General features: G+C 50.4%; 16 protein-coding genes, 3 tRNA genes and 1 pseudogene. 18 read left to right on the top strand and 2 right to left on the bottom strand.

Annotation, left to right across the window (positions count from 1 at the left end):
• Positions 1–161 precede the first annotated feature (161 nt).
• Positions 162–1,634, top strand: a complete 1,473-nt coding sequence (gene pyk / locus KCG54_RS11170; RefSeq protein ID WP_254324198.1) for a pyruvate kinase — start codon at positions 162–164, stop codon at positions 1,632–1,634.
• A gap of 176 nt (positions 1,635–1,810) precedes the next feature.
• Entirely contained in the window at positions 1,811–3,226 is a 1,416-nt protein-coding gene (locus tag KCG54_RS11165) for an OmpP1/FadL family transporter (protein WP_254324197.1), read from the top strand.
• 303 nt (positions 3,227–3,529) lie between these two features.
• On the opposite strand, the gene KCG54_RS11160 is transcribed toward KCG54_RS11165, so the two are convergent.
• Entirely contained in the window at positions 3,530–4,795 is a 1,266-nt protein-coding gene (locus KCG54_RS11160) for a LysM peptidoglycan-binding domain-containing protein (RefSeq protein WP_254324196.1), read from the bottom strand.
• A gap of 234 nt (positions 4,796–5,029) precedes the next feature.
• Between KCG54_RS11160 and def the strand changes: the two genes are divergently transcribed.
• From def to topA, 10 genes are all read left to right on the top strand, one after another.
• Positions 5,030–5,533, top strand: coding sequence for a peptide deformylase (def, locus tag KCG54_RS11155; protein WP_003678675.1), 504 nt, complete (start codon positions 5,030–5,032; stop codon positions 5,531–5,533).
• Positions 5,534–5,668: 135 nt separating this feature from the next.
• The gene (fmt, locus tag KCG54_RS11150; RefSeq protein WP_254324195.1) at positions 5,669–6,595 is read left to right on the top strand and encodes a methionyl-tRNA formyltransferase; all 927 of its coding nucleotides are present in this window, start codon (positions 5,669–5,671) and stop codon (positions 6,593–6,595) included.
• A 33-nt stretch (positions 6,596–6,628) separates the two neighbouring features.
• Positions 6,629–7,147: an O-acetyl-ADP-ribose deacetylase gene (locus tag KCG54_RS11145; protein ID WP_254324194.1), complete on the top strand. Its 519-nt coding sequence runs from the start codon at positions 6,629–6,631 to the stop codon at positions 7,145–7,147.
• A 46-nt stretch (positions 7,148–7,193) separates the two neighbouring features.
• Entirely contained in the window at positions 7,194–8,453 is a 1,260-nt protein-coding gene (rsmB, locus tag KCG54_RS11140; protein ID WP_254324193.1) for a 16S rRNA (cytosine(967)-C(5))-methyltransferase RsmB, read from the top strand.
• Complete coding sequence (locus KCG54_RS11135) at positions 8,419–9,012, top strand: DUF4390 domain-containing protein (protein ID WP_004520180.1); 594 nt, start codon at positions 8,419–8,421, stop codon at positions 9,010–9,012. The genes rsmB and KCG54_RS11135 overlap by 35 nt, the downstream gene beginning before the upstream one ends.
• 3 nt (positions 9,013–9,015) lie before the next feature.
• Positions 9,016–11,142 (top strand): sensor histidine kinase, encoded by a 2,127-nt coding sequence (locus tag KCG54_RS11130; protein ID WP_254324192.1) that lies wholly within the window; start codon positions 9,016–9,018, stop codon positions 11,140–11,142.
• Positions 11,129–12,403 (top strand): sigma-54-dependent transcriptional regulator, encoded by a 1,275-nt coding sequence (locus KCG54_RS11125; RefSeq protein ID WP_254324191.1) that lies wholly within the window; start codon positions 11,129–11,131, stop codon positions 12,401–12,403. The genes KCG54_RS11130 and KCG54_RS11125 overlap by 14 nt, the downstream gene beginning before the upstream one ends.
• A 236-nt stretch (positions 12,404–12,639) precedes the next feature.
• Entirely contained in the window at positions 12,640–13,830 is a 1,191-nt protein-coding gene (dprA, locus tag KCG54_RS11120) for a DNA-processing protein DprA (protein WP_254324190.1), read from the top strand.
• Between the two features lie 24 nt (positions 13,831–13,854).
• Positions 13,855–14,310 carry a DUF494 family protein gene (locus KCG54_RS11115; RefSeq protein WP_003749244.1) on the top strand — a complete coding sequence of 152 codons (456 nt, stop codon included), beginning with the start codon at positions 13,855–13,857 and terminating at the stop codon, positions 14,308–14,310.
• Positions 14,311–14,384: 74 nt separating this feature from the next.
• Entirely contained in the window at positions 14,385–16,691 is a 2,307-nt protein-coding gene (gene topA, locus KCG54_RS11110; RefSeq protein WP_254324189.1) for a type I DNA topoisomerase, read from the top strand.
• 72 nt (positions 16,692–16,763) lie between these two features.
• On the opposite strand, the pseudogene KCG54_RS11105 reads toward topA, so the two are convergent.
• Positions 16,764–17,458, bottom strand: a pseudogene (locus tag KCG54_RS11105) (hypothetical protein).
• Positions 17,459–18,149: 691 nt separating this feature from the next.
• On the opposite strand from KCG54_RS11105, the gene rsmD reads away from it, so the two are divergent.
• From rsmD to tuf, 6 genes are all read left to right on the top strand, one after another.
• Positions 18,150–18,716, top strand: coding sequence for a 16S rRNA (guanine(966)-N(2))-methyltransferase RsmD (gene rsmD / locus KCG54_RS11100; protein ID WP_254324188.1), 567 nt, complete (start codon positions 18,150–18,152; stop codon positions 18,714–18,716).
• 122 nt (positions 18,717–18,838) lie between these two features.
• Positions 18,839–19,090: a YfhL family 4Fe-4S dicluster ferredoxin gene (locus tag KCG54_RS11095; protein ID WP_003679513.1), complete on the top strand. Its 252-nt coding sequence runs from the start codon at positions 18,839–18,841 to the stop codon at positions 19,088–19,090.
• A 98-nt stretch (positions 19,091–19,188) separates the two neighbouring features.
• Positions 19,189–19,272, top strand: a tRNA-Tyr gene (locus tag KCG54_RS11090).
• Between the two features lie 31 nt (positions 19,273–19,303).
• Positions 19,304–19,377: transfer RNA gene (locus tag KCG54_RS11085), tRNA-Gly, on the top strand.
• 9 nt (positions 19,378–19,386) lie between these two features.
• Positions 19,387–19,461: transfer RNA gene (locus KCG54_RS11080), tRNA-Thr, on the top strand.
• A gap of 48 nt (positions 19,462–19,509) precedes the next feature.
• The gene (gene tuf / locus KCG54_RS11075) at positions 19,510–20,694 is read left to right on the top strand and encodes an elongation factor Tu (RefSeq protein WP_004520187.1); all 1,185 of its coding nucleotides are present in this window, start codon (positions 19,510–19,512) and stop codon (positions 20,692–20,694) included.

Raw genomic sequence — 20,694 nt, 5'->3', positions numbered from 1 at the left:
TGACGACGTGAGAGTGTATTGTATCCGATAGGAAAGTAGGTTAATGCAAAAATAAATTTAGTTTAAGTCAGAAAATGATGTAATTTTACGCCAACATTATTGCATTAAGAGTACAATCTTCTTCATTATCAAACGTGAAATCAACAGGAAAGGACGTTTACATGAGCGAATTGCAACGTGATTTAACCCGTATCAGCCACAATACCAAAATTGTTGCCACACTGGGTCCGGGCAGCAACAATGTACAATTGTTGGAAGACATGATCCGTGTCGGCGGTCTTAATGTTGTCCGTTTCAATTTCAGCCACGGTACGCCGGAGTTTCATGAAGAAAATGCCCGTATCGTACGCGAAGCCGCGAAACGTGCGGGTCAGGAAATCGCCATTCTTGCCGACTTGCAAGGCCCGAAAATCCGTGTCGGCAAAATTGCCGGCGGCAGCATCGAGCTGAATAAAGATGAAACCTTAATTTTGGATGCCGCGCTTGAAGGTGAAGGTACACGCGAAGTGGTTGGCCTGGACTACCGCGATTTGCCGAATGATGTTGTTGCCGGCGATGTTTTGTGGCTGGACGACGGCCTGTTGACTTTGACCGTTGAAGCGGTTGAAGGAAGTAAGATTATTACAAGGGTAGAAAACAGCCATGTGCTGAAAAGTAACAAAGGTATCAATAAACGCGGCGGCGGCCTGTCTGCCGGTGCGTTGACTGAAAAAGACTTTCGTGACCTGAAAACGGCGATTGCCATCGGTTGCGACTACCTCGCCATCAGCTTTGTGAAATCTGCCGAAGATTTGCACATCGCACGCGCCAAAGTCGAAGAAGAAATGAAAGGCAGTACAGCCGTACGCCCCGGTTTGGTTTCCAAAATCGAGCGCGTAGAAGCCATTGAAAATCTGGACGAAATCATCCTCGCCAGCGACGGTATTATGGTTGCCCGCGGCGACTTGGCAGTGGAAGTCGGTCATGCCGCCGTACCTGCCCTGCAAAAACGCATGATCCGCCGCGCCCGTGAGTTGCGCCGCTTCAGCATTACCGCAACCCAAATGATGGAATCCATGATTACCAACCCTGTCCCGACCCGCGCGGAAGTCAGCGACGTGGCCAACGCGGTATTGGACGGTACCGATGCGGTGATGTGTTCCGCCGAAACCGCCGTCGGCGCGTATCCGTTTGAAACCGTCAGCCAAATGGCGATTATTTGTGCGGCTGCGGAAAAAGAACAAGATTCGCTCAACGGCGTTGCCGAACAGGTCGAGTATCCCGAAGCCGTCAGCACCAACTTGGCGATTGCCGGCGGTGCGGTCAGCGTGGCGCGAGCAGTTCACGCCAAAGCCATCGTTGCCCTGACTGAAAGCGGTTCGACCGCCTTCGAAGTCAGCCGCCACAACATCACCCTGCCGATTTTTGCCCTGACGCCGAGTGTTTCAGCGCAACGCCGCATGGCGATGTACCGCGGCGTGCGTCCGTTGATTTTGGCAACCAGTACCGATCACGATACCGCGCTGAACGAAGTGGAAGCCATGCTGGTAGAACACAAAATCCTCCAAAGCGGCGACCAATACATCATCACCAGCGGTTCTCAAATGCGCGAATCCGGTTCGACCAATACGCTGGAAGTGTTGCAGGTCAAATAATTGCAGTGATCCGATGATTGGAAAAGCAGGCTGTTTTAGCCTGCTTTTTTTGTGTAAAAAAAGAAAAGATTAGGCAAAAATAATGATGTAGTATAGAATTGAGTGCCTATACTAAATCAATAAAGGACGTTTCAGACGGCCTTTTTCTTTGTCCGCTACTTTCACGGTAAACCAAAATGATTCATTTCAATCTGAAAAAAACAGCATTTATTTTAAGCGCAGCACTGTTATCTACCGCCGTCCAAGCCTCCGGCTACCACTTCGGCACACAATCCGTTAATGCACAAGGCACGGCCAACGCCGCCGCCGCCGAAGCCGCCGATGCCTCAACCATTTTCTACAACCCGGCCGGTTTGAGCAAAATCGACAGCAGCCAAATTTCCGTCAACGCCAATATCGTTTTCCCAAGCATTCATTATGAGGCAGAATCTGCGAAACACTTCCGCACGGGTGCCGATGTCAGCGGCTCGACCAGCGGCAAAATTACTGAAACTACCGTTGCTCCGCACGTTTATGGCGCGTACAAAGCCAGCGACGATGTAACTTTGGGTTTGGGCGTGTACGTTCCTTTCGGTTCTGCAACAGAATACGAAAAAGATTCCGTATTGCGCCACAACATCAACAAACTGGGTTTGACCACCATCGCCATCGAGCCGGTAGTCGCGTGGAAACTGAATGAGCAGCACGCCGTCGGTGCCGGTTTGATTGCTCAATATTCCAAAGCCGAATTGCGTAAATACTCCGACTGGGACGCTTCCGGCGCCATCAGCCAATTGGCCAGCGGTTTGGCTTCCCGTCAAGCAGGCCGTCCCGTTGCTGTCGATGCGACCGGCAAGGCTGACGGTCATGCTGATGTAAAAGGTCACGATTGGGGCTTCGGCTATCAACTAGCGTGGATGTGGGACATCAACGACCGCGCACGCGTGGGTGTGAACTACCGTTCCAAAGTATCGCATACGCTGAAAGGCACTGCCGATTGGGAAGCGGACGGCGCATATGCAAAACGCGCTTGGGATTTGGGTGCAATGGCTGCACGCGGTTATGTGCCGAACGAAAAAGCCAGCGTAAAAATCGTTACGCCTGAGTCTTTGTCTGTTCACGGTATGTACCGCGTCACCGACAAAACCAACCTGTTCGGCGATGTGACTTGGACACGCCACAGCCGCTTCAACAAAGCCGAGCTGGTGTTTGAAAACACCAAAAAAGTTGTCAACGGCCAATCCGACCGTACCGTCATTACGCCTAACTGGCGCAATACTTATAAAGTTGCATTCGGCGGCTCTTACCAAGTTACCGAACCATTGCAACTGCGTGCCGGTATCGCTTTCGATAAATCGCCGGTTAAAAGCGCTGAAGACCGCATGAACAGCCTGCCTGACGGCAACCGTATTTGGTTCTCCGTCGGTGCCAAATATCAACTGGGTAAAAACCATGTTATCGATGCGGCGTACAGCCATATCCACATCAATGACACGGTTTACCGCACCGGCAAAGCCAGCGGCAACGACGTGGACAGCCGTGGTACATCCTCTGCCCGGTTTAAAAACAAAGCGGACATCTTGGGCTTGCAATACACTTACAAATTCAAATAATCGGATTTGAGTTATGGATAAAAAGGCCGTCTGAAGATTTCAGACGGCCTTTTTGATTGGCAGGAACGGATGGAACAATCCACAGGCAATAAATCGCGCGTTAGGCTTTCCATATTTCTGATTGGAATGGCAGAGCAGAAATAGAAAAGGGAGTAGCCGATAAATAGCTAAAGACATGAGATGTTGTTTGCGCTTTAAATAACGTGTTACCAATTTTATTTAATGGGCAGTAATCAAAAGGCCGTCTGAAAAACAGGTTTTCAGACGGCCTTTATTTGCCGGATGGCTGCTAAAAGAGCTCAATCAGCTGCGGACTTCCAGTTCGATTTCTCTTTCTTGTTCGTCATCAGCCTGCTTGTCCATGGTTTTTTCATCAGCCATATTGTCCAAATCACGGCCGGGTTCGGAGGCGGTATCGCCGATGGAAACGCTGTTCAGGCTTTCCAAAATAATGGCTGAGGCCAGATGGTCGGATGTGCGGTACACCATTGCCAAACCGATTTCTTCTGCCGGAATGGAAACCAATTCAACCGTATCTTTATCTTTCGGCTTGCGAATCAGATTGTTGGACAGATTGACACGGACTTGGCGGCCGCGTTTGTAGAGGCTGACCACCGTGCCTTTGTCCAAACCGTCGAGTTCGCCTTTATCCAACGTAATGGTTTGGAACTGGCCGGCTTCGCCCACGCCGTCGAAGATGGAAACGACTTTGGCCTGAATCGGATGGGCAGGGGCGTGAGGCATCACATTGAAGCTGTCGAGGCCTTCTGGCAGTTTCAGCAGATAGTCGTCTTTGCGGATTTCGGAAACCGCTTCTTCGATAACCAAAGGTTGCGCGGACTGGGTGCGCAGCTTCATGGCTTTGTTGACTTGGGTGTAATACTCGTTGCTTTTGAGTTTTTCGTCAGAAGCGCGGGTACGGTTTTCCAAGGCGGAGTCGGTATAAGGCAGGGTGTTGGCGATGCCGCTGAACACGACTTCTTGGCCGAGGAATTTGCCGGTTTCCGGATCGGTAATGTTTTTATTGACGCGGTAGGTCAGGTAGCGGCCGGGCTCGGTCAGGCCGTATGCGTACACGCGGTTGCCTTGGGTGTAGAGGACGCGGTTGTCGGGGCCGGCAATCAGGCGTGGCGCATTGGCGGTTTCTTCCGGAGCGATAATCTGCGGATGTTTCATGAACATACGGTAGAGGTTGACGTTGACGGTCGGAATGCCGTAGCCGGAAGTTTCGCGTACGCGCGGATGCAGTTTGATTACGGGAATGCCGTCTGAACGGGTTTGGGCATGTTCAAAACCCAGTCGCGGCTGGCCGTTGACGTAGCGTAAAACCAACACCTGACCCGGATAGATCAGATGCGGATTGCGGATGGCGTTGCGGTTGGCGCCCCAAAGGCGGTTCCATTGCCATGGGCTGTACAGATATTTACCGGAAATAACCCACAAGGTATCGCCGTTTTTAACGACGTAGCGTTGCGGCGCATTGGGGCGGATTTTTAAAGAAGCTGCCTGAGTGTGGGCAGAAATAGCCATGCCTGCCATGCAAAGCAGGGTTATAATACGTTGTTGCATAACCGTTCCCCTTGAAATCGATTCGGTTTGTCTTCAGATGATAAACAGAGAAGGCTGGAGTTTGCGAAACTGCCGCCCATTCATCAATACGATAACGAACGGCCTCCGTCGCGCTATCTTAACATTTTTCGGCGTTATTTTAGCATTGAATGTTGCTGTCATGACAGGAGATTGTGGCGGCGGAAACCAAATCTGTATGAAAATCACACATCAGTTTTATAAAACGAGAATATTATGGCTTTACTGAACATCCTCCAATACCCTGACGAGCGTTTGCACACGGTCGCCAAACCTGTTGAAAAAATCGACGAGCGCATCCAGACATTGGTTGCCGATATGTTTGAAACCATGTACGAGGCACGCGGTATCGGCTTGGCGGCCACTCAGGTCGACGTACACGAGCGCATCGTCGTGATGGATTTAACCGAAGACCGCAGCGAGCCGCGCGTGTTCATCAATCCCGTCATTGTCGAAAAAGACGGCGAGACGACTTATGAAGAAGGCTGCCTGTCCGTGCCGGGCATTTACGATACCGTCACCCGTGCCGAGCGCGTCAAAGTCGAAGCCTTGAACGAAAAAGGCGAGAAATTCACGCTGGAAGCAGACGGCCTGCTGGCAATCTGCGTACAGCACGAATTGGACCACCTGATGGGCATCGTGTTTGTCGAACACTTGTCGCAGCTGAAACAAGGCCGCATCAAAACCAAACTGAAAAAACGTCAGAAACACACCATCTGACCTGCGCATCGCTTAAAGGCCGTCTGAAAAGACAAAACAGAAGGCAGACTTCGGTTTTCAATCTTTCAGACGGCCTTTTCAGCTGAAACAGTTTGCCCAACGCGCCCATTAAAACCATTTCCACAAGGACACAACATGAAAGTCATCTTTGCCGGTACGCCCGATTTTGCCGCTGCTGCCTTGAAAGCCCTCGCCGCCGCAGGTTTTGAAATTCCGCTGGTGTTGACCCAGCCCGACCGCCCCAAAGGCCGCGGCATGCAGTTGACCGCATCGCCAGTCAAACAGGCTGCCTTGGAATTGGGTTTGACCGTGGCGCAGCCGGAAAAGTTGCGCAATAACGCCGAAGCCCTGCAAATGCTCAAAGATACGGGCGCGGATGTGATGGTGGTGGCCGCGTATGGCTTGATTTTGCCGCAGGATGTGTTGGATACGCCCAAACACGGCTGCTTCAATATCCACGCTTCGTTGTTGCCCCGTTGGCGCGGCGCGGCACCGATTCAACGAGCGATTGAAGCCGGCGATGCCGAAACCGGCGTGTGCATCATGCAGATGGACATCGGCTTGGATACCGGCGATGTGGTCAGCGAACACCGCTACGCCATCCAACCGACCGATACCGCCAACGAAGTGCATGACGCGCTGATGGGTTTGGGTGCCGAAGCGATTGTTGCCGACTTGCAGCGTCTGAAGGCGGAAGGCCGTCTGAACGCGGTCAAACAGCCTGAAGAAGGCGTTACCTACGCCCAGAAATTGAGCAAAGAAGAGGCGCGTATTGATTGGAACGAGTCCGCGGACATTATCGAACGCAAAATCCGTGCTTTTAACCCCGTCCCTGCCGCGTGGGTCGAGTATCAAGGCAAACCGATGAAAATTTGGCGTGCCGAAGTGGTGGCCAAACAGGGTAAGGTAGGCGAAGTATTGTCTTGTACTTCAGACGGCCTGCTGGTGGCGTGCGGTGAAAATGCGCTGAACATTACCGAATTGCAGCCTTCCGGCAGCAAACGCATGAGCATACAGGCATTTGCGGCAGGCCGGACGATTGAAGTCGGAACGGTTTTGTAACAGGCTGGAAACCAACGTAGAGGAAAGAAAACAATGGCTGTTTTTGAAGTGGTTGAGGGCGATATTACCCGATTGGCAGTCGATGCGATTGTCAATGCCGCCAATTCATCGCTGTTGGGCGGTGGCGGCGTGGACGGTGCAATACACCGCGCTGCTGGCAAAGAGCTGCTGGATGAGTGCCGCACTTTGGGCGGTTGCCGCACAGGCGAAGCCAAAATAACCCAAGGCTATCGTTTGCCTGCGCGTTTTGTCATTCATACGGTCGGGCCGGTATGGTTTGGCGGAAAACAAAATGAAGAGGCCAAATTGGCACAATCCTATGCCAATTCCTTGCTGCTTGCCCAGAAACACAATCTCCACAGCATCGCTTTTCCGTGCATCAGCACCGGTGTGTACCGCTTCCCGGCCGAAGCTGCCGCGCGTATAGCTTTGGAGAGTTTGAAGCAAACCCTGCCGCAATGTCCAGCAGTGGAAAAAATCATCTTTTGCTGTTTTTCCAAAGCAGATGCCGAATATTATCGGGCATTGCTGGCTGCCGAACAGGCCGTCTGAAATCCTCCGAACACTTGAAATCAAATATGAATCAGAAAGCAAAAATATGAGTATGTCCCTCGCCCAAAAATTGGCCGCCGACAGCGTTGCCGCGGTTGCCGAAGGGCGCAATCTTCAGGATGTTTTGGCGGAAATCCGCGCGGCGCATCCGCAGCTGACGGCGCAGGAAAACGGCGCGTTGCAGGATATTGCCTACGGTTGCCAACGTTATTTGGGCAGTTTGAAGCACATGCTTGGTCAAATGCTGAAGAAGCCGATTGACAATCCGCAGCTAGAAAGCCTGCTTTTGGCGGCGATGTACCAACTGCATTACACGCGCAATGCGCCTCATGCCGTGGTCAATGAAGCGGTGGAAAGCATTGCCAAAATCGGCCGCGGCCAGTTCCGATCGTTTGCCAATGCGATTTTGCGCCGCTTTTTGCGCGAACGCGACAAACTCGCGGCTTCCTGCAAAAAAGACGATGTGGCGAAACACAATTTGCCGGTGTGGTGGGTGGCTTACTTGAGAAACCATTATCCGAAACATTGGCACAACATCATCACCGCGCTGCAATCGCATCCGCCGATGACTTTGCGCGTCAACCGCCGACACGGCAATGCCGAAAGCTATTTGGAAAAACTGGCTGCGGAAGGTATTGCGGCCAGGGCTTTGGACGAATACGCCGTGATGTTGGAAGAAGCCGTGCCGGTAAGCCGCCTGCCCGGTTTTTCAGACGGCCTGGTGTCTGTACAGGATTTTGGTGCGCAACGTGCTGCCTATTTGTTGAACCCGAAAGACGGCGAACGCATCCTCGATGCCTGTGCGGCGCCGGGCGGTAAGACGGGCCATATCTTGGAACTGGCAGATTGTCATGTTACCGCCTTGGATATAGACGAAGGCCGTCTGAACAGGGTAAAGAGCAATCTTGACCGTTTAGGCTTTCAGACGGCCTCTTTGACTTGTGCCGATGCGCAGGACTTGACAGCGTGGTATGATGGCAAGGCCTTTGACGCTGTCTTGGCCGATGTGCCGTGTACCGCTTCGGGCGTGGCGCGGCGCAATCCCGACGTCAAATGGCTGCGCCGGCCGACCGATGCCGTCAAAACCGCACGCCAACAGGAAGCATTATTAGACGCGCTGTGGCAGACCCTGACGAAAAACGGCAGGATGTTGCTGGCTACCTGCTCGGTCTTTGTCGAAGAAAACGACGGTCAGTTGCAAAAATTCCTTAACCGCCATGCCGATGCCGAGTTGATCGAATCGCATGTGCTTTTACCGAACAAACATCAAGATGGCTTTTATTACGCGCTTATTAAAAAGCAGTAAAACGCTGATTGTACCGCTCTTGCTCGCCGTGTCGCTGAACGCGGCGGGCGAGGGCATCAGTGCGACCCGTGCCGAGGCAAAGCTGACCCATGCCGGACAGCTTTCCGTCAGCAGCCGTTTCCGCACCGACCTGCCCGACCAGCTTAAAGAAGCACTCAAACAGGGTGTCCCCCTGCATTTCAATTTGAGTTGGCAGCTGTCAGCGCCGTCCATGTCGTCTTATAAATTCAAATTCGACCAGCTGCTCAACAACGACAGCACGATTCAATACAAATTGTCCTTCCATCCACTGACCAACCGCTATCGCGTTACCGTCGGTACGTTTTCTACCGAGTACGATACGCTTGAGACTGCCTTGCGCGCAGTGGGCGCGGTCGCGAATTGGAAGGTTTTGTCCAAGGGCGCGCTGAGTGATGTGGCCGCTAAAGACACGAAGGCTGAAATCCGCCTGCTGCTGACAACCGCCAAGCTGCCCAAACCGTTCCAAATCAATGCCCTGACTTCTAAAAACTGGCATTTGGATTCCGGTTGGAAATCCTTGTCGGTCGTGCAGGAGTAAATCATGCGCCGCTTTCTCCTGATTGCCGCCGTATTCGCCGTAGTTTTGTTGTACGGTCTGACTGTTGCAACGGGCAGCAGCAACGTGTTGTCCGGTTATTTCTGGTGGATTGTTGCTTTGTGCGGCTTGCTGTTGCTGGTGTTGGCCGCGGTGTTGGTGCGCTATGTCGTGCTTTTGATGCGCGACAACAGCAAAAGCGTGTTCGGTTCGCAGATTGCGCGTCGGCTGTCGGGGATGTTTACTTTGGTTGCTGTATTGCCGGGCGTGTTTTTGTTCGGTATTTCTGCCCAGTTTATTAACGGTACGATTAATTCTTGGTTTGGCAACGATACCCATGAGGCATTGGAGCGCAGCTTAAACTTGAGCAAATCCGCGCTGAACTTGGCGGTGGACAACGCTGTCAGCAACGCCACGCCGGTGCAGATCGACTTAATCAGCGCCGCTTCGCTGGACGGCAACTTAGGGCAAGCGCTGGCAAAATCCGCGCTTACTGCCGACTTTGCCCAGCTGGCGCTTTATAACGCGACCACCCATAAAGCCGAGAAAAGCATCAATCCCCTGAAACTAAATCAACCCGAGCTTAACAAAGAAGGATGGGAGCAGCTGGAGCAGACCGGCTCGGTGCGCAGCTTGGAAAACATCGGCGGCGTGCTGTATGCTCAAGGTTGGATGCTGATCGGTACGCATAAAAATCAGGATTATGCGTTGTTTTTCCGGCAGCCGATTCCGAAAGATGTTGCCCAAGATGCGACGCTGATTGAAGCGGCCCGCGCCAAATACGCCGAGCTGAGTTATACCAAAAAAGGCCTGCAAACCTTTTTCCTGTCCACGCTGTTGGTCGCGACATTGTTGGCCATTTTTTTGGCGTTGGTTATGGCTTTGTATTTTGCCCGTCGTTTTGTCGCACCGGTATTGTCGCTGGCAGAGGGCGCGCGGGCGGTGGCTCAGGGTGACTTCAGCCAGACCCGGCCGGTATTCCGCAATGACGAGTTCGGCCGTTTGACCCAATTGTTCAACCACATGACCGAGCAATTGGCGATTGCCAAAGAGGCGGACGAGCGCAACCGTTTGCGCGAAGAAGCCGCACGCCATTATTTGGAATGCGTGTTGGAAAGTTTGACCACTGGCGTGATTACTTTGGATGCCGATGGCCGTCTGAAAACCTTTAACAAAGCCGCCGAACAGATTTTGGGCGTTTCGCTGGTGTCTTTGTGGGGCAGCAACTGGCATCAATGGCACGGCAAATCGCCGCAGCAAACCCTGTTGGCCGATGTGTTTGCCGCCATTAATGAAACCGCCGACAGCGACAAACCCGTCCAAGTCGAATATGCCGCGCCTGACGATGCCCGAATCTTATTGGGCAAGGCCACCATCCTGCCGGAGGATAACGATAACGGCGTGGTGATGGTGATTGATGACATTACCGTCTTGATACGCGCGCAAAAAGAGGCCGCATGGGGCGAAGTGGCGAAACGCTTGGCGCATGAAATCCGCAATCCGCTTACGCCTATCCAGCTTTCCGCCGAGAGATTGGCATGGAAATTGCATGATAAACTTGATGAACAAGACGCCCAAATCCTCAGCCGTTCAACCGATACCATCGTCAAACAGGTTGCCGCGCTGAAAGAAATGGTCGAAGCATTCCGCAATTATGCGCGTGCGCCGTCGCTGAATTTAGAAAAACAAGATTTAAACGGTTTGGTGTCGGAAGTATTGGTATTATATGAGGCCGGCGCGTGCAAATTTAATGCGCGGCTCAGCGCCGACGCCTTGCCGATTGTTGCCGATACGACGGCGATGCGCCAAGTGTTGCATAACCTATTTAAGAATGCCGCAGAAGCGGCAGAGTCGGACGAAGCGCCGCAAGTAAACGTTGAAACAGGGCGCGAAGGCGGACAGGTTTTCCTGACCGTCTGCAACAACGGTAAAAGTTTCAGCAAAGAAATGCTGCACAATGCTTTTGAGCCGTACGTTACCGACAAACCGACAGGAACGGGGCTGGGTTTGCCCGTTGTGAAAAAAATTATCGAGGAGCATGGCGGCCGTATCAGCCTGAGCAATCAGAACAGCGGCGGCGCGTGCGTCAAAATAGCTTTACCGGAAATGGCAGAAACTTATGCGAAGCAGTGATATTTTGATTGTAGATGATGAAGTAGGCATCCGCGACCTGCTCTCCGAAATCCTTCAAGACGAAGGCTATACCGTCACTTTGGCCGAAAATGCCGAAGAAGCGCGCCAATTGCGTTATCAAACGCGTCCGGCCATGGTATTGCTGGACATTTGGATGCCCGATTGCGACGGCATCACTTTGTTGAAAGAGTGGGCGAAAAACGGCCAACTCAATATGCCTGTGGTAATGATGAGCGGCCATGCCAGCATTGACACTGCGGTTGAAGCCACCAAAATCGGCGCACTCGACTTTCTGGAAAAACCGATTGCCCTGCAAAAACTCTTGTCTGCAGTAGAACGCGCCTTGAAACATGGCGAAGTTCAGACGGCCTCCGGCATGACTTTGGACAAACTGGGCAACAGCCCGGTTATTCAAGAAATGAACGGCAGCATTGAAGCGGCTGCCAAACACAACCGCCCGCTGTTGTTGGCCGGTGAGGCAGGCTCGCCGTTTGAAATTGTCGCCCGCTATCTACACAAAAGCGGTACGCCTTGGGTGGCAACCGACCGTGTCGAACACATTGTCGATACGCCGATGGAGCTGTTGCAAAAGGCATCAGGCGGCATTTTGTATGTCGGCGATATTGCACGTTACAGCAAAAATATCCAAAACGGTATTGCTTTCTTGCTGGAAAAAGCCGACCGCTACAATGTCCGTGTGATCGCTTCATGCGGTTTTAAACGCGGCGAGAGCGCCGATGACGTCGTTGCCGGCCGACTGGCGGAGCTGTTGAAAGAGCGCATCAATGTTCCTTCTTTGCGCAACCAGCCGGACGACATCGTCTTTTTGATTAACCGCATCATGACCGATTTGGCCGAAAGTCAAAAAATCCAGCCGGTAAAATTCAGCGACAGCGCGTTGGTGGTTTTGCGCCAATACGATTGGCCGGGCAATTACGACCAGCTTGCCGAAACGGTGAAAAACATCATGTTGGAATCGGACGGCAAAGAAGTGGACGAGCAGGCCGTTGCCGTGGCTTTGGGTCAGAAGGAAAACGCGACGGCAACAGAAATCATCGGCGGCTTCAATTTCAATATGCCTTTGCGCGAATTGAGGGAAGAAGTTGAGCGCCGCTACTTTGAGTACCACATCGCCCAAGAAGGCCAAAATATGAGCTGCGTGGCGCAAAAGGTCGGTTTGGAGCGTACACACCTTTACCGCAAACTCAAACAACTCGGTATCAGCGTATCGCGCCGCAGCGCCGACAAATCCGACGAATAAGCGCAATATCGGTTCAAACACAAAAGAGGCCGTCTGAAAGCCATCAGGTTTTTCAGACGGCATCGTCATTTGACGGTTTGCTTAGACAAGCAATACTTTATAAAAATAATGGTATGGCTCGGCATTGTTGTTTTGCCTTTTAAGCCGACAGAAGTTTTATATCAATAAAATTTTCAGACGGCTTTGATTTACTTCGGGCCGTCTGAAAAAAAACATTACGAAAAGGGAACAGATTGATGACGGAAAATGAGCGTTTTGCTTGGTTGCAACTGGCATTTACGCCCTATATCGGCGCAGAAAGTTTTTTGGTGCTGTTGCAGCAATTCGGTAGCGCACAAGCAGCCTTGAATGCGCCGGCAGACAAAATTGCCGCGTTGGTGCGCCATAAACAGGCAGCCGAGTCGTGGCGCAATGCGGATAAACGAGCTTTGGCGCAGCGGTCTGCCGAAGCCGCTTTACAATGGGAAATGCAGGACGGTTGCCGTCTGTTGCTGCTGCAAGATGATGATTTCCCCGAAATGCTGACACAAGGCATTACTGCGCCGCCGGTTTTGTTTTTACGCGGCAATGCAGAGTTGTTGCACACACCTTCTGCCGCGATTGTCGGCAGCCGCCATGCCACGCCGCAGGCAATGCGGATTGCCAAAGATTTCGGCAGGGCGTTGAGTGAAAAAGGCATTCCTGTCGTATCGGGTATGGCTTCGGGTATTGATACAGCCGCCCATCAGGGCGCATTGCAGGCAGATGGCGGTACCATGGCCGTCTGGGGAACCGGTATAGACCGCATTTATCCGCCATCCAATAAAAACCTTGCTTATGAAATTGCCGAAAGAGGATTGATTGTCAGCGAGTTCCCTTTGGACACGCGTCCGTTTGCAGGCAATTTTCCGCGCCGCAACCGTCTGATTGCCGCATTGTCGCAGCTGACATTGGTGGTCGAGGCGGCATTGGAATCCGGCTCATTGATTACTGCCAAGCTGGCGGCGGAGATGGGGCGCGAAGTGATGGCGGTGCCCGGTTCGATAGACAATCCGCACAGCAAAGGCTGTCACAAGCTGATTAAAGACGGGGCAAAACTGGTGGAATGTCTGGACGATATTCTCCATGAGTGTCCGCAGCTATTGCAAAATACGCCTGTTCCATCATATTCTATAAATAAGACGGTAAAACTGAAAAACGATCGAACCAAACATCTGCAACAAAAAACAATAGCGGATGAACCGCAAAGGCCATCTGAAAACCTATCTGCCGCCCCATCAACAAGCGCTTTATTGGAAGCAATGGGTTACGACCCGATACACCCCGATATTTTGGCGCAACAAACCAATACGGCAGCGGCAGACGTGTACGCACAGCTTTTGGAATACGAACTTGACGGTATTGTTGCCGCCTTACCGGGCGGCCGTTATCAGCGTGTCAAAGCATAAATTATCTATATTTAAGGAACCAGCATGACCGAAGTCATTGCCTATTTAATCGAACACTTCCAAGATTTCGACAATTGTCCGCCTCCGGAGGATTTGGGTCGCCTCTTGGAAGATGCGGGTTTTGATGCTACGGAAATCGGCAATACATTGATGATGATGGAAGTCTTGTTCAATACGTCCGAATTCTATGCCGAGCCGTTTAACAGCGACTCCCTGCGCGTATTCTGCCGTGAAGAAGCTGAAAACCTGCCGCAGGAAGTCATGGGCTTGATGCAGTATTTGGTTGCCGAGCACGCAATTACTTATGAGCAACGCGAAATCGTCATTCACGCCCTGATGCACATTCCATCGGACGAAATCACCCTCGATACCGCCAAAGTGTTGGTATTGCTGGTGTTGTGGATGCACAAAAGCGAGTTGCCCGTCCTGATTGGCGACGACTTGATGAGTGCGTTGACCGGACAAAACGTGATGCACTAAACCTTTTTTTCAGACGGCCTCAATAATAAAGACCGTCTGAAACATAAACCCAATACATCCAAAAGAGAACAACAATGGCGAAAAACCTATTAATCGTCGAATCCCCGTCCAAAGCCAAAACCCTGAAAAAATATCTGGGCGGTGATTTTGAAATCTTGGCGTCTTACGGCCACGTCCGCGACTTGGTACCCAAAAGCGGAGCAGTCGATCCCGACAATGGCTTTGCCATGAAATACCAATTGATCAGCCGCAACAGCAAACACGTCGATGCCATCGTTACCGGTGCCAAAGAAGCTGAAAACATCTACCTCGCAACCGACCCGGATAGGGAAGGCGAAGCCATTTCTTGGCATCTTTTGGAAATCCTAAAATCCAAACGCGGCCTAAAAAACATCAAACCGCAGCGTGTCGTGTTCCACGAAATCACCAAAAACGCCGTGCTCGATGCCGTCGCCAACCCGCGCGAAATCGAAATGGACTTGGTCGATGCGCAACAAGCCCGTCGCGCTTTGGACTATCTGGTCGGTTTTAACCTTTCGCCATTGTTGTGGAAAAAAATCCGCCGCGGTTTGAGCGCGGGCCGTGTACAAAGTCCGGCTTTGCGCCTGATTTGCGAACGTGAAAACGAAATCCGCGCGTTTGAAGCGCAGGAATATTGGACGGTGCATCTCGACAGCCACAAAGGCCGCAGCAAGTTTACCGCCAAACTCGCCCAATACAACGGCGCGAAACTCGAACAATTCGACCTGCCGAACGAAGTCGCGCAAGCCGACGTATTGAAAGAACTCGAAGGCAAAGAGGCCGTCGTTACCGCCATTGAAAAGAAAAAGCGCAGCCGTAATCCAGCCGCGCCGTTCACCACATCTACCATGCAGCAGGATGCCGTGCGCAAACTCGGCTTCACCACCGACCGCACCATGCGTACCGCCCAACAGCTTTATGAAGGTATAGACGTAGGGCAGGGTGCCATCGGTTTGATTACCTATATGCGTACCGACAGCGTGAATTTGGCGGATGAAGCGTTAACCGAAATCCGCCATTACATCGAAAACAAAATCGGCAAAGAATATCTGCCAAGTTCGGCCAAGCAGTACAAAACCAAATCCAAAAACGCCCAAGAAGCCCACGAAGCGATCCGTCCGACTTCCGTGTACCGCACGCCCGAAAGCGTCAAACCTTTCCTGAGCGCAGACCAGTTCAAACTGTACCAAATGATTTGGCAACGTACCGTCGCCTGTCAGATGACGCCCGCCAAATTCGACCAAACCACCGTCGATATTACCGTCGGCAAAGGCGTATTCCGCGTAACCGGACAAGTGCAGACTTTCGCAGGCTTCTTGAGCGTTTATGAAGAAAGCAGCGACGACGAAGAGAGCGAAGACAGCAAAAAACTGCCCGAAATGAGCGAAGGCGATAAATTGCCTGTGGACAAACTCTACGGCGAACAACACTTCACCACTCCGCCGCCACGCTACAACGAAGCCACGCTGGTTAAAGCCCTCGAAGAATACGGCATTGGCCGTCCCTCCACCTACGCCAGCATCATCTCCACGCTCAAAGACCGCGAATACGTTACCCTTGAGCAAAAACGCTTCATGCCCACCGACACAGGCGACATCGTCAATAAATTCTTGACCGAACACTTCGCCCAATATGTCGATTACCACTTTACCGCCAAACTTGAAGACCAGCTTGACGAAATTGCCAACGGCAAACGCCAATGGATTCCCGTGATGGATAAATTTTGGAAGCCGTTTATCAAGCAAGTGGAAGAAAAAGAGGGCATCGAACGCGCCAAATTCACCACGCAGGAACTCGACGAAACCTGCCCGAAATGCGGCGAACACAAACTGCAAATCAAGTTTGGCAAAATGGGCCGTTTCGTCGCCTGCGCTGGTTATCCAGAGTGCAGCTACACGCGCAACGTTAACGAAACCGCCGAAGAGGCCGCCGAGCGCATCGCCAAAGCTGAAGCAGAACAAGCCGAACTCGACGGGCGCGAATGCCCCAAATGTGGCGGACGGTTGTTGTACAAATACAGCCGCACCGGCAGCAAATTCATCGGCTGCGCCAACTACCCCAAATGCAAACACGTCGAGCCGCTGGAAAAACCGAAAGACACCGGCGTCCAATGCCCGCAATGCAAAAAAGGCAACCTCGTCGAACGCAAATCCCGCTACGGCAAACTGTTTTACAGTTGCAGCACCTATCCCGACTGCAACTACGCCACTTGGAATCCGCCCGTAGCCGAAGAATGCCCGAACTGCCATTGGCCGGTTTTGACCATTAAGACCACCAAACGCTGGGGCGTGGAAAAAGTCTGCCCGCAAAAAGAATGCGGCTGGAAAGAACAGATTGAACCGCCTGCACCGAAAGAGTGAGATTAGGTCGGTTTAAAAGAGAAAAGGTCGTCTGAAAAATTTTCAGACGACCTTTGCTTTTCTGTGATTGGTTTATTTGAATCCGCGTGTCGTTTTAAAGTCCGATAAAATACGGTTCATTTCTGGTTCAAATAAGGCTATGTAATCGTAAGATAGACCGCGGCTGGCACTGGGGTGAGGCAGGCAGACGACTTCGCAATTTTCAAACGATTGGAATCTGATTTTGAAACGTGTACCGCTAAAATCTTTTTGTACTACTCGGAGCGGTTGAGTTTGTTTTCCGACAAGCTGCTCGAAGCGCGGCAATACATTTGCGCGATTAAGATAATTTGTCAGATTGCTTCCCATGAAGAGAATCAATTTAGGGCGTAGTTTCTCAACGTGGTAGAGAAAATTATCGACGTGTTCAGGCTGGAGAAATTTGTTTGGATTGTCGATTTTGTTGCCCTGAGTAGCTGCCCAGTTGGTTTGTACCAGGGATTTTTCAAATGCACCGCCCAATTCATTTTCGTCTAAGGGGTGTCCCCACATTTTAAACCAAATTTTATCGTATTGTCATAACGCCACTTTTTTGCCTGTTCACCGAAATAGAGGGATTTATTGGCAAATGTATGGTCGATTTTGTTTTCAGGGAGTTTGTATTCACCTGCTACATAAGCAGCCTCATCGGTTTTACTCCAACCCCATTCATACCCACAAATCATTAAGCCATGTTTGTCGTTGTAACCTTGAAATATACTGTTACTGAGATTCAGATCGGACATGATAGTAGCCTTACATTAATGTTTCAAAAATGACTACTCATTATAAATAAGCAAATGTAATTTATCTAGTTTTGTGTTTAAGTTGAAAACATACTTCACACGGTGAAACGCAGTTCAATATTTCATGTCGTCAAATTCTAAACCCAAAGGTCGTCTGAAAAATTTTTCAGACGACCTTTGGGTTTTGTAAAAGACAAGTTTTAACGCCGCGCGAAAACCAACGTGGCAAGAAAGAATAAACTGACTATCAAAGCAACGGTTTTGCCGATTAAGGGCAGGCAGAAGACGAACCAAAGCAGACCGCGCCCCAAGTTCGGTATCAATCCTAAGTGGCGGTAATATTCATCAAAAAAAATGGGCGTGGGCGGTGAAGGCAATCACGCCGCTGATATAAACACCCAAAATAATTTTCCAAAGCGGCATTGTCAGCCATACATATTTTCATTAAGTATTATGGCAAATAGACTGAAAAATCGGTGGGAAAGTTCTAATAGCAAACGTAAGCGACCTTTTTATTTGAGAAAATATTTTATAATTTATAAAATTTTGTAAGTTTATTATCATGAAAAATAAATTTTTGCGATGGTCGATTTGTTTTCATGCTGCCTTAAATGAAAAAACGCTGCTGTATAATGGCTGCTTTGTCATTCTTTAAAGGTCGTCTGAAACTGTAAGACGATTCGTTTTCCCAATCATGAACAAACACAGCAAACATTCAAATCAAGTCCGCATCATCGGCGGACAATGCAGGGGACGGAAACTGGTTTTTGCAGATGCAGATGGTCTGCGCCCGACGCCTGACAGCGTGCGTGAAAAACTGTTTAACTGGCTGGGTCAGGATTTAACCGGTAAAACAGTATTAGATTTATTCAGCGGTAGCGGTGCTTTGGGAATGGAGGCCGCTTCTCGTAATGCAACAAAAGTGGTAATGGTCGATAACCACCGCCAAACTGTTCAAACACTTCAGAAAAATATCCGTGAATTAGGTTTGAAACAGGCGAAAATCGAGTGTTCAGACGGCATGGCTTATCTGGCAATGCCGTCTGAAAAATTTGATGTTGTGTTCCTTGATCCGCCGTTTGCATGGAAAGATTGGCAAAATCTGTTTATCCGATTGCAAAGCCACTTGAAAAATGGGGCAATGGTCTATATTGAAGCAGGGAAGCTGCCTGAAAAACCGGATTGGCTGGAAATTTATAGGGAAGGAAAGGCGGGAATGAGTAGGTTTGAATTGTTGCTCTATTCGCAAGTTGCTGAATAGTATAGAATTTGAGAATCATTCCCAAGGTGTAAAACATTCCTTCAAACGGATTGTTCCGACGTCATTTGTGCTATAATCCGCGCCCAATCGGTTTTGATAATTTAAGAAAAAAGGAAATAGAAATGTCGCTCTTTATCACAGATGAGTGCATTAACTGCGATGTGTGCGAGCCAGAATGCCCTAATGATGCCATTTCGCAAGGTGAAGAAATTTACGAAATCAATCCAAATTTGTGTACGCAATGTGTGGGCCATTACGATGAGCCGCAGTGCCAACAGGTATGTCCTGTCGACTGTATCTTGATCGATGAAGAACATCCTGAAACGCACGAAGAACTGATGGCCAAGTACGAAAAAATCATTCAGTTTAAGTAAATAGTGTTTAAAAGCAAAAGCTTGGATATTTTTAAAGAAATAAATGAAAAAAAATCTTGACGGAAATCTGAGTTGCCAATAAACTAGCGTTCTCTTTTGGAGGGATTCCCGAGCGGTCAAAGGGGGCAGACTGTAAATCTGTTGCGTGAGCTTCGAAGGTTCGAATCCTTCTCCCTCCACCAAAAATTCTTACTTGGAGCAAATAGTGAGTATGCGGGTGTAGCTCAATGGTAGAGCAGAAGCCTTCCAAGCTTACGGTGAGGGTTCGATTCCCTTCACCCGCTCCAAACAATTTCGCCCATGTAGCTCAGGGGTAGAGCACTCCCTTGGTAAGGGAGAGGTCGGCAGTTCAAATCTGCCCATGGGCACCATCTCATTATTACCCTTTCTTTCAAAAGCTTAGATTATAGGATATTGCCATGGCTAAGGAAAAATTTGAACGTAGCAAACCGCACGTAAACGTTGGCACCATCGGTCACGTTGACCATGGTAAAACCACTCTGACTGCTGCTTTGACTACTATTTTGGCTAAAAAATTCGGTGGCGCTGCAAAAGCTTACGACCAAATCGACAACGCTCCTGAAGAAAAAGCTCGTGGTATTACCATTAATACCTCACACGTAGAATACGAAACTGAAACCCGTCACTACGCACACGTAGACTGCCCGGGCCACGCCGACTACGTTAAAAACATGATTACCGGTGCTGCCCAAATGGACGGTGCAATCTTGGTATGTTCCGCAGCTGACGGTCCTATGCCTCAAACTCGCGAACACATCCTGTTGGCTCGCCAAGTAGGTGTACCTTACATCATCGTATTCATGAACAAATGCGACATGGTTGACGATGCCGAGCTGTTGGAACTGGTTGAAATGGAAATCCGTGACTTGTTGTCAAGCTACGACTTCCCAGGCGACGACTGCCCAATCGTACAAGGTTCTGCACTGAAAGCTTTGGAAGGTGATGCTGGTTACGAAGAAAAAATCTTCGAATTGGCTGCTGCTCTGGACAGCTACATCCCAACACCTGAGCGTGCTGTGGACAAACCTTTCTTGTTGCCTATCGAAGACGTATTCTCTATCTCTGGTCGTGGTACAGTAGTAACTGGTCGTGTAGAGCGCGGTATCATCCACGTTGGTGACGAGATCGAAATCGTAGGTCTGAAAGAAACTCAAAAAACCACTTGTACCGGTGTTGAAATGTTCCGCAAACTGCTGGACGAAGGTCAAGCAGGTGACAACGTAGGTGTATTGCTGCGTGGTACTAAACGTGAAGACGTAGAGCGTGGTCAAGTATTGGCTAAACCAGGTACTATCACTCCTCACACCAAGTTCAAAGCAGAAGTATACGTACTGAGCAAAGAAGAGGGTGGTCGTCACACTCCATTCTTCGCTAACTACCGTCCACAATTCTACTTCCGTACTACTGACGTAACTGGTGCAGTTACTTTGGAAGAAGGCGTAGAAATGGTAATGCCAGGTGAGAACGTAACCATTACTGTAGAACTGATTGCGCCTATCGCTATGGAAGAAGGTCTGCGCTTTGCGATTCGCGAAGGTGGTCGTACCGTAGGTGCGGGTGTGGTTTCTTCTGTAATCGCTTAA

This window comes from Neisseria subflava, assembly GCF_024205705.1.
Taxonomy (GTDB): Bacteria; Pseudomonadota; Gammaproteobacteria; order Burkholderiales; family Neisseriaceae; genus Neisseria; species Neisseria subflava_D.
Note: the sequence above shows the minus strand (reverse complement) of the source record. Positions and strands in the feature narration are given on the sequence as shown.

Coding starts and splice junctions, on each gene's coding strand:
- fmt (WP_254324195.1), top strand. CDS start 5,669: ATGAAAGTCATCTTTGCCGGTACGCCCGATTTTGCCGCTGCTGCCTTG.
- KCG54_RS11130 (WP_254324192.1), top strand. CDS start 9,016: ATGCGCCGCTTTCTCCTGATTGCCGCCGTATTCGCCGTAGTTTTGTTG.
- KCG54_RS11115 (WP_003749244.1), top strand. CDS start 13,855: ATGACCGAAGTCATTGCCTATTTAATCGAACACTTCCAAGATTTCGAC.
- tuf (WP_004520187.1), top strand. CDS start 19,510: ATGGCTAAGGAAAAATTTGAACGTAGCAAACCGCACGTAAACGTTGGC.
- KCG54_RS11095 (WP_003679513.1), top strand. CDS start 18,839: ATGTCGCTCTTTATCACAGATGAGTGCATTAACTGCGATGTGTGCGAG.
- topA (WP_254324189.1), top strand. CDS start 14,385: ATGGCGAAAAACCTATTAATCGTCGAATCCCCGTCCAAAGCCAAAACC.
- rsmD (WP_254324188.1), top strand. CDS start 18,150: ATGAACAAACACAGCAAACATTCAAATCAAGTCCGCATCATCGGCGGA.
- def (WP_003678675.1), top strand. CDS start 5,030: ATGGCTTTACTGAACATCCTCCAATACCCTGACGAGCGTTTGCACACG.
- KCG54_RS11165 (WP_254324197.1), top strand. CDS start 1,811: ATGATTCATTTCAATCTGAAAAAAACAGCATTTATTTTAAGCGCAGCA.
- dprA (WP_254324190.1), top strand. CDS start 12,640: ATGACGGAAAATGAGCGTTTTGCTTGGTTGCAACTGGCATTTACGCCC.
- KCG54_RS11125 (WP_254324191.1), top strand. CDS start 11,129: ATGCGAAGCAGTGATATTTTGATTGTAGATGATGAAGTAGGCATCCGC.
- KCG54_RS11160 (WP_254324196.1), bottom strand. CDS start 4,795: ATGCAACAACGTATTATAACCCTGCTTTGCATGGCAGGCATGGCTATT.
- pyk (WP_254324198.1), top strand. CDS start 162: ATGAGCGAATTGCAACGTGATTTAACCCGTATCAGCCACAATACCAAA.
- KCG54_RS11135 (WP_004520180.1), top strand. CDS start 8,419: ATGGCTTTTATTACGCGCTTATTAAAAAGCAGTAAAACGCTGATTGTA.
- KCG54_RS11145 (WP_254324194.1), top strand. CDS start 6,629: ATGGCTGTTTTTGAAGTGGTTGAGGGCGATATTACCCGATTGGCAGTC.
- rsmB (WP_254324193.1), top strand. CDS start 7,194: ATGAGTATGTCCCTCGCCCAAAAATTGGCCGCCGACAGCGTTGCCGCG.